At 70.8% G+C, this 9,442-nt stretch carries 5 protein-coding genes, 1 tRNA gene and 1 pseudogene; 6 read left to right on the plus strand and 1 reads right to left on the minus strand.

The window, feature by feature from the left end:
• The first annotated feature begins 198 nt into the window (after positions 1-198).
• The 3 genes and pseudogenes from AB0D04_RS28015 to AB0D04_RS28025 all read left to right on the plus strand — a co-directional run bounded on the left by AB0D04_RS28015 (position 199) and on the right by AB0D04_RS28025 (position 2,072).
• Positions 199-1,531 (plus strand): annotated as a pseudogene (locus tag AB0D04_RS28015) (MFS transporter).
• Between the two features lie 55 nt (positions 1,532-1,586).
• A complete protein-coding gene (locus tag AB0D04_RS28020) occupies positions 1,587-1,835 on the plus strand; it encodes a hypothetical protein (RefSeq protein WP_362708648.1) in 249 nt (82 codons plus the stop codon).
• Between the two features lie 3 nt (positions 1,836-1,838).
• Complete coding sequence (locus AB0D04_RS28025) at positions 1,839-2,072, plus strand: hypothetical protein (RefSeq protein WP_004571982.1); 234 nt, start codon at positions 1,839-1,841, stop codon at positions 2,070-2,072.
• Between the two features lie 248 nt (positions 2,073-2,320).
• Here AB0D04_RS28025 and AB0D04_RS28030 read toward each other — a convergent pair whose 3' ends face one another.
• On the minus strand, positions 2,321-3,679 hold the full coding sequence (locus tag AB0D04_RS28030) for a glycosyltransferase 87 family protein (protein WP_362708639.1): 1,359 nt from the start codon (positions 3,677-3,679) through the stop codon (positions 2,321-2,323).
• Positions 3,680-3,831: 152 nt separating this feature from the next.
• Between AB0D04_RS28030 and AB0D04_RS28035 the strand changes: the two genes are divergently transcribed.
• The 3 genes from AB0D04_RS28035 to AB0D04_RS28045 all read left to right on the plus strand — a co-directional run bounded on the left by AB0D04_RS28035 (position 3,832) and on the right by AB0D04_RS28045 (position 9,370).
• Positions 3,832-3,904 (plus strand) — tRNA-Ala (locus tag AB0D04_RS28035).
• 298 nt (positions 3,905-4,202) lie between these two features.
• Positions 4,203-6,161 (plus strand): S53 family peptidase, encoded by a 1,959-nt coding sequence (locus AB0D04_RS28040; protein ID WP_362708641.1) that lies wholly within the window; start codon positions 4,203-4,205, stop codon positions 6,159-6,161.
• A 284-nt stretch (positions 6,162-6,445) separates the two neighbouring features.
• Positions 6,446-9,370 (plus strand): class I tRNA ligase family protein, encoded by a 2,925-nt coding sequence (locus tag AB0D04_RS28045; protein WP_362708644.1) that lies wholly within the window; start codon positions 6,446-6,448, stop codon positions 9,368-9,370.
• The last annotated feature ends 72 nt before the right edge of the window (positions 9,371-9,442 follow it).

Below are 9,442 nucleotides of genomic sequence, written 5' to 3' on the forward strand. Positions count from 1 at the left end.
GGCTCTCGTTACGGGTATCGGTCAGCCGCCAGGCTCCCTGCCATGGCAGACACCAATTGCTCCGCGATGTCCTCTGCAGCGCCGCCGACGCTGGTCATCGCTCCGTCAACTCCACCGGCCATTAAAGGCGGTGGCACTGACAACGGGCCGGGAAGCGGTTCCCGGCGGCTGCTGGCAGTCGTCCTGACCGGGCAGTTCATGGCCTTGCTGGACCTCTTGATCGTCAACGTTGCCGCCCCTTCGATCGGCGCGGATCTGCGGGCCTCGGGCGCCGCGCTCCAGCTGGTCGTCGCGGGCTACACGATCGCGTACGCGGCGCTGCTGATCACCGGGTGCGCGGCTGGGGGAACCGGTCGGCCCGTGGCGGACGTTCCTGGCCGGGCTCGCTGTGTTCACCGGTGCCTCGCCGGCCTGTGGACTGGCCGCGGGCACCGGCCAGTTGATCGCCTTCCGGGTCGTCCAGGGGGCGGGCGCCGCGGTGATCATTCCCCAGGTACTCGGGCTCATCCAGCGGTCGTACACCGGTGAGGCGCGCACGCGGGCCCTCGGTGCGTACACCGCGGTGATGGCGGTCGGCGCGGCCCGCGGGCAGATCGCGGGCGGTGTACTGGTCAGCGCGGACCTCTTCGGCGCGGGCCGGCGGCCGGTGTTCCTGGTCAATGTGCCCCTCGGCGCCGTCCTGTTGGCGGCCGGCGCGCGGCTCATCCCGAAGGACCGCCCGGCCGGGCCGGCCCATGGGCTGGATCTGCCGGAGCTGGTGCTGCTGGCAGGGGCGCTGACGCTGGTCACGGTGCCGCTGGTGCTCGGCCAGGAGGCGGGCCGGCCGCGATGGTCCTGGTGGTCGCTCGGGGCCGGTGCGGTGCTGCCGGCGGCGTTCGTGGCGTACGAGTCGGTGCGGGCGCGGCGCGGTGGTGCGCCGTTGATCGCGCCGCGGGTGGTGCGGGCCCCGGGGATGCCGCCGGCGGTGGTCCGGATCGCCCTGGTGATGGCCGTCAACGCGGGCTGTGTCTTCGCGCTGACGCTGCATCTCCAGAATGCGCTCCACTACAGCTCGCCGCGGACCGGGCAGTCCTTTGTACCGACCGCGCTCGCCTACGGGGCGGTGGGGCTGGGGTGGCAGCGGCTGCCCAGGTGGCTGCACCCGGTGCTGGTTCCGGGCGGCTTCGGGCTGGTGTGCGTCGCGGTGCTGGGGGTCGGGCCGGCGCTCAAGGACGGCGGGGACGGCGGGGTCTGGGTATTTGCCGCGTATGTCGCGGTCGGGGCCGGGATGGGGTTCGCCCACAGCCCCAATCTCTCCGGTGCGCTGGGGTCCGTCCGCACGGAGCACGCGGCGGATGCGAGTGGTCTGGTGGTGACCGTCAACCAGGTCGGGCTGCTGATGGGGACCGCCCTTTTCGGGACGCTCTTCCTGAATCGGCTCGATGTGCCGGGGGCGGGCGCAGCGCCGCGGGCACTATGGGTGACGGTGCTCGCCCTGGCGGGCGCGGCGGCCGTCGGTGTGTTCGTCGGGTCGGCGAAAAGGCGGACCTGACCCCGTCGGCGGTCCGTGGCAGAATCGGACGGCGCCCAGGGGAGGAGTGATCGTGATGCCGCCGAGCATCCTTGAGGAGGTCAATGACCTGCTCGAACTGGCCGAGGCGCAGGGATATGACTGGCTTCCGGAATACGCGCTCCGTTTCACCTGCCCTGTCGACGGTCCCTGGGCCGCAGGCCGCGGCGGCGTCGCCTGCGCTTTGCAGTGTCCCTCGTGCGGTTCCTCCCATGTCGCCCAGGTGCTGGGCGACAACGGCGGTATTTCTTTCGTCTGTACGGCCTGCGGCCACAGTTGGAGCTGACTGATGGGCGCTCACAGCAGGAAATGCGACTGGTGCGGCAGCGGCACGCCCATCGTCCGTGACATGGAGCCGGTCAATGCCGACTACCAGTACTGGTGCGAGGAATGCGCCCGCGCCCTGGTCATAAAGGGCGACCCGATCGAGACCTACCGTGAACTCGACGGAGAGCCGATCTACGGCCGACTGCTGGACGAGCACTGCACGCTGAAACGCTTCTACTCGTTCGCCACGGCCTGATCTCACCGCCCCGCCAAGATTCTTTCCGCCGGATCCGGGCAGAGCGGAACTCCCTGGCATTTGCGGGACGTTGTGGGACCAAGAGTTGCCGCCGGAGACGGCCGGCGGCACGGGGGAGGCGACACGGGGGTCGCGTCATGACCGGTACGGCGATCACACACGCGAGGGCCCGGCCGGGGCGGGTGGCTGACGGGGCGTCTGCTGCACAAGGCCCGATCGCCGGCACCGGCCGGCGAGGGGCGCCCGGATCAAGGGTGGCGACGGGGCCGTACGGGCCTGTCGGCGCGGCGCACACCGAGCCTCCGCAGCCGGGCCGCGGTCAGTGCGAGCAGCGCCAGGCCGGCGAGCGGATAGCTGCCGGAGAGCAGCATCTGGATGCCGTTCTGGTGCAGTTCCTGGTGGTGATGCCAGCGGTGCGGCACCCACCACAGCGCGAACGAGCAGAACAGAAGGCCCGCCGCCAAGGTCGCCGCCCACCAGCGCCGGGCGGCACGGCCGCTGCGTCCCAGCGCCTCGGAGCCGAGCAGGATCAGCATCGGTACGGCCCACACCCAGTGGTGCGACCAGGAGATCGGGCTGACCAGCAGGGCGGTCGCGGCGCATGCGACGGCCGCCCAGGCGCTCCCCCGGCCGACGGCCGGGGAAGCCCCTGGTCCGCGCAGCAGCGACCCGGCCGCCAGCGCCAGTCCGAACAGGGCCGTCAGCCCTGCCGCCACCAGATAGGCCGTGCCCGGGTCATGGGTGTGCAGCAGCCGGGCGAGGGCGCCGCGCAGCGACTGGTTCGCGGTGATCTCCACCTCGCCGACCCGGTCGGCGGCGAAGACGATCTCGGTCCAGAAGCGGTGTGAGTCGCGCGGCAGGACGAGCGCCGCGAGAAGGGCGGTGACGAGGAAGGTGACGGTGGCGACGCAGGCCTGGCGCAGCCAGGGGTTCCAGGCGGCCCGGGCGCCCGCGCCGGAGCGCAGCAGCTGCCCGGCGCGGACGGCTCCCGCCAGCGCGAGGAAGACGGCGAACAGTGCCGGGGTGAGTTTGATGCCGGCCGCGATGCCGATGCCGATGCCCGCCCAGCGGTTGGTGTCTTTGCGGGTGAGGTCCCACAGCACCAGCACCGCGAGAAGGAGGTTTATCTGCCCGTAGCGCAGCGTCGTCCAGACCGGTTCCACCCAGACCAGCAGCGCGGAGACCGCCAGCGTCGCCGCGGGCCGGGGGAGCCGTCGCGGCCGGCCGGCCAGCCGGAGGGAGAGGTGCACGACACAGACGAACAGGGCGAGGTTGCCGGCCGTGGCCAGGGTGCGCATCGCCGGGACGCCGACGAGCGTGAGCGGGGTGAAGAGCAGCGCGGCGAAGGGGGGATAGGTGTTGGGCAGGTGAGCCGAGGTGGCCACCATGTCGTAGAGGTCCTCGCCGTTGCGGGCGGTCCAGCCCTCGGCGCGGTAGACCATGAGGTCGATCATGGTCACCTGGGCGAGCCGCTGCGCGACCCAGAAGGCGGTGAAGGAAAGGGCGCAGGCCAGCGCCGCCATCAGAGTCGGGTGCCGGCGCAGGAGGCCCCTGACGGAGGTGGAGCCGCGGGGGTCGGTGGGCTGTTCCAGCTCCAGCGCGGTCACGGCGTACGGCTCCCCAGGACGAATCGGGCACGGACCGTCGACAGTATCGCGGGTCCCCCTGGAGGGCCGGGGCAGAACGATTTGGCGAAAGCCCAGGAGGGCCGTGTAATGTAGGCGATGCCGCAGCGGGGAACCGGGCGGAAATACAGCAAGGGGCTATAGCTCAGTTGGTAGAGCGCCTGCATGGCATGCAGGAGGTCAGGAGTTCAATTCTCCTTAGCTCCACAGAAGACAAGCGGGTCGTCCGATACAGACGGCCCGCTTTGTTGTGCATTGCCGATGTGCCTTTCTTGATGGCCTGTCAGTGAGCTTCCCTGGCAGGGAGGGTTGACCGCCCCTCGTGTCACATCCGGCTCCCCTGTCTCTCCCCTGCTCAATCCTTGCCATTCCTTGAGTCCTTCTTGGCGATCACTTGTCCCTGACATGGACAGTTCACCGAAAGAGTGGCGGATCGCCCGAGCGTGACCAACGTCTTCACCGCTTGTGCGGTGACGCGTGCCGCATCGCCACAGCAGGGGGTTACATGAGATCAAGCCGTACCAGAGCACTGCGCGCCCGCACCGGTCTGGCCTGGGTGGCGGCGCTGCCGCTGGTCGCGGGTGCGCTTGCGCTCGGCGCGCCGGCGGCCGACGCCGCGGGCCATGACGGCGGCCGGCACGCGCTGCAGGGCACCAAGCCCCTGTGGGCCACCAGCAGGACCGACCGGGGCGCCACTTCCGGCTCCACCGGCATCACCGCGCGCGTCTACCTGGCCGGCCGCGACGCCAAGGGCCTGGCGAGCTACGCCAGGGCGGTGTCCGACCCGCACTCCGCCGCGTACGGCGCATACCTGAGCGCCGCCCAGGTGCGCGCCCGCTACGGCGCCACGCACGACCAGATAGCCAAGGTGACCGACTGGCTGACCAAGTCCGGCCTGAAGGTCACCGGAACCACCAACCGCTATGTGACGGTCAAGGGCGACGCGTCCGCCGCCGAGCGAGCCTTCGCCACCGACCTGCACAACTACCTCAAGAGCGGCCACACTTACCACGCACCGTCGGCCACCGCCTCCGCGCCCGCCTCTCTGGCCGACGCCGTCCTGACGGTCACCGGCCTGGACAACGCGCCGCGGCTCGCCAGGCATCACTCCGCCGAACTGCCGCCGCCGTCCCCGGTCTTCCGCAACTCCGGCCCGTTCTCCTCGTACTACGGCTCCAGGACCGACCGCAGCCTGCCGTCGGCGTACGGGAGCAAGGCGCCGTACGCGATCAAGGGCTACACCGGGAAGCAGCTGCGCGCCGCTTACGGGGCGAAGAAGTGGACCGGCAAGGGCGTCACCGTGGCGATCACCGACGCCTATGCCTCGCCGACCATCGCCCAGGACGCGGCCAAGTACGCCGCCCGCAACGGTGACCGGCCCTACCGCGCCGGCCAGCTCTCCCAGGTGCTGCCCAAGAAGTACTCGCACATCGACGAGTGCGGCGCGGCCGGCTGGTACGGCGAGGAGACCCTCGACGTCGAGGCCGTCCACGCGGTCGCTCCCGACTCCGACATCGTCTATGTCGGCGGCGCCTCCTGCGCGGACGACGATCTGCTCGACTCGCTCGGCAAGATCGTCGACGGGCACCTCGCCGACATCGTCTCCAACTCCTGGGGCGACATCGAGGCCAACGAGACACCGGACGTGGCCGCCGCCTACGACCAGATCTTCCAGCAGGGCGCCGTACAGGGCATCGGCTTCTACTTCTCCTCCGGCGACAACGGCGACGAGGTCGCCAACACCGGCAGCAAGCAGGTGGACACCCCGGCGAACTCCGCCTGGGTGACCGCGGTCGGCGGCACCTCTCTGGCCGTCGGCAAGCGCGACACGTACAAGTGGGAGACCGGCTGGGGCACCCTGAAGGCGACGCTGTCCAAGGACGGCAAGAACTGGACCGGCTTCCCCGGTGCCTTCAACGGCGGCGCGGGCGGCGGTGTCAGCAAGACCGTCCCGCAGCCCTTCTACCAGCGCGGAGTCGTCCCGGACGGGCTTTCCGGCGTTGCCCTCAAGGGGGCCATGCGCACCGTTCCGGACATCGCGGCGGTCGCCGATCCCAACACCGGATTCCTGGTCGGCCAGACCCAGACCCTGCCGGACGGAAAGCTCGGCTACGACGAGTACCGCATCGGCGGCACCTCGCTGGCCGCGCCGGTGATCGCCGGTGTCCAGGCGCTGGCCCAGCAGGCCCGGCACGGCGTCGCCATCGGCTTCGCCAACCCCGGCATCTACCAGCGCTACGGCACCGCCGCCTACCACGACGTCACCGACCACCCGCTGGGTGCCGGCCGGGACCTCGCGGTCGTCCGGGTCGACTACGTCAACGGCGCCGACGACAGCAAGGGCACCACGACCTCGCTGCGCACCCTGGGCAAGGACAGCTCGCTGAAGGCGACCGTCGGCTACGACGAGGTCACCGGCGTGGGCACGCCCGGTGCCGGATATGTGAGCTCCTACCGCCCCTGAGGCGCTCCGTACGCCTCTGGGACCGGGGCGTACGGGGGAGGGGCCCGCGCCGGGGGGAACACCCGGCGCGGGCCCCTTACGCCCTGCGGTACCCTGACGCCATGCGTGCCGTACGCCTTCTGCTTAGCGGGCCGCGCTGATCAGTCCCGACCGGGCCATCCGCTGTGGCCGCCCGGGTCGGCATCGGCGCGGCGTCCCCTCCTGTGCGAGGGGCATTTTTGTTTCCGCAGAAACCGTGTCGCAGCAAGCCGCAGGCAGAGACGATCGATGGAGCTTTGAGGACGATGAGCGAGACGACCAACTCCCCCGCTGCTAATGGCGCGGGTGGGGGTGCCCCCACCGAGGTGGCAGCGCCGCACCGCTATACGGCTGCGCTGGCCGCCGACATCGAGGCACGCTGGCAGGACGTCTGGGAGGCGGACGGGACCTACGAGGCCCCGAACCCGAGCGGCGATCTGGCCGGCGACGCCGCTCGGGCGGCACGCCCCGAGAAGTTCATCATGGACATGTTCCCCTACCCCTCGGGCGCGGGCCTGCACGTCGGCCACCCGCTGGGCTTCATCGCCACCGACGTCTACGCCCGCCACCTGCGGATGACGGGCCACAACGTCCTGCACACCCTGGGCTTCGACGCCTTCGGCCTGCCCGCCGAGCAGTACGCCGTCCAGACCGGCACCCACCCGCGGGTCTCCACCGAGGCCAACATCGTCAACATGCGGCGCCAGCTGCGCCGCCTGGGCCTGGGCCACGACCAGCGCCGTTCGATCGAGACGATCGACCCGGCGTACTACAAGTGGACCCAGTGGATCTTCCTGCAGATCTTCAACTCCTGGTACGACCCGGAGGCGGACGCGGCGCGCCCGATCGACACCCTGGTCGCCCAGTTCGAGTCCGGCGCCCGCCGGACCCCCGACGGGCGGGCCTGGAGCGACCTGAGCCCCCTGGAGCGGGCCAACATCCTGGGCGAGTACCGCCTGGCATACGCCTCCGACGCGCCGGTCAACTGGTGCCCCGGCCTGGGCACGGTGCTGGCCAACGAGGAGGTCACCGCCGAGGGCCGCTCCGAGCGCGGGAACTACCCGGTCTTCAAGTCCAAGCTGCGCCAGTGGAACATGCGCATCACCGCCTACGCCGACCGGCTGCTGAACGACCTGGACGCGCTGGACTGGCCGGACGCCATCAAACTGCAGCAGCGCAACTGGATCGGCCGCTCCGAGGGCGCCCGGGTCGACTTCCCGGTGGGCGACAACAAGATCACCGTCTTCACCACCCGCCAGGACACCCTGTTCGGCGCCACCTACATGGTGCTGGCGCCGGAGCACGACCTGATCTCGGGCGCCGACGGCACGCCCTCCATCGTCCCGGACACCTGGCCCGAGGGCACCCACGACGTATGGACCGGCGGCCACGCCACCCCCGCCGACGCGGTCGCCGCCTACCGCAAGCAGGCCGCTGCCAAGTCGGACGTCGAGCGGCAGGCCGAGGCCAAGGACAAGACCGGCGTCTTCACCGGTGTCTACGCGACCAACCCGGTCAGCGGCGAGCGGGTCCCGGTCTTCATCGCCGACTACGTCCTGATGGGCTACGGCACCGGCGCGATCATGGCCGTCCCGGCACACGACAGCCGTGACTTCGCCTTCGCCCGCGCCTTCGAGCTGCCGATGCGCTGCGTCGTCGAGCCGTCGGACGGCCGCGGCACGGACCCCGCCACCTGGGACGACGCCTTCTCCTCGTACGACGCCAAGATCGTCAACTCGTCCGACACGACGATTTCGCTGGACGGCCTGGGCGTGACCGAGGCCAAGGCCAAGATCACCGAGTGGCTGGCCGGCCGGGGCATCGGCGAGGGCACCGTCAACTTCCGGCTGCGCGACTGGCTGTTCAGCCGCCAGCGCTACTGGGGCGAGCCGTTCCCGATCGTCTACGACGAGGACGGTGTGGCACACCCGCTGCCCGAGTCGATGCTGCCGCTGGAACTGCCGGAGGTCGAGGACTACTCGCCGCGCACCTTCGACCCGGACGACGCCGACACCCAGCCCGAGACCCCGCTGTCCCGTAACGAGGACTGGGTCGACGTCGAGCTGGACCTGGGTGACGGCAAGGGCGTACGGCGCTTCCGCCGCGAGACCAACACCATGCCCAACTGGGCGGGTTCGTGCTGGTACGAGATGCGCTACCTGGACCCGCACAACGACGACGCGCTGGTCGACCCGGCCGTCGAGCAGTACTGGATGGGGCCGCGCGAGGGCAAGCCGCACGGCGGCGTCGACCTGTACGTGGGCGGCGCCGAGCACGCCGTACTGCACCTGCTGTACGCCCGCTTCTGGTCCAAGGTGCTGCACGACCTGGGGCACATCTCGTCGCGCGAGCCGTTCCACAAGCTGTACAACCAGGGCATGATCCAGGCATACGTCTACCGGGACGCCCGCGGCATCGCCGTCCCGGCGACGGAGGTCGAGGAGCATGACGGCGGTGTGTACTACTACGAGGGCGGCAAGGTCTCCCGGCTGCTGGGCAAGATGGGCAAGTCCCTGAAGAACGCCGTCACCCCGGACGAGATCTGCGCCGAATACGGCGCGGACACGCTGCGGCTGTACGAGATGGCGATGGGGCCGCTGGATGTGTCCCGCCCCTGGGACACCCGCGCGGTCGTCGGTCAGTACCGCCTGCTGCAGCGCCTGTGGCGCAATGTCGTGGACGAGGCGACCGGCGAGGTCACCGTCGTCGACGCGGAGCCGGACGAGGCCACCCTGCGGGCCCTGCACAAGGCCATCGACGGCGTCACCCAGGACATGGCGAACCTGCGCTTCAACACCGCCATCGCCAAGGTCACCGAGCTGAACAACCACCTGACCAAGACCGGCGGGCCTCTCTCGCGCACGGTCGCGGAGCGGCTGGTGCTGCTGGTCGCCCCGCTGGCCCCGCACATCGCCGAGGAGCTGTGGCGCAAGCTGGGCCACACCGACTCCGTGGTGTACGCCGACTTCCCCGTCGCGGACCCGGCGTATGTCGTGGACGAGACCGTGACCTGCGTCGTTCAGGTCAAGGGCAAGGTCAAGGCCCGGCTGGAGGTCGCCCCGACGATCTCCGACGCGGACCTGGAGGCGGCGGCTCTGGCCGACGCGGGAGTGGTCGCGGCGCTGGGCGGCGCGGGCATCCGGAAGGTGATCGTCCGGGCGCCGAAGCTGGTGAACATCGTCCCTGCGTAGCGCGTCGGGGGGGGGGGGGGGGGGGCGCCCGCCCCGCGGGCGGCCCCCCAACATCCCAGGGGTGGGCAGCGG

The sequence above is a fragment of the Streptomyces sp. NPDC048483 genome, assembly GCF_040651455.1.
Taxonomy (GTDB): Bacteria; Actinomycetota; Actinomycetes; order Streptomycetales; family Streptomycetaceae; genus Streptomyces.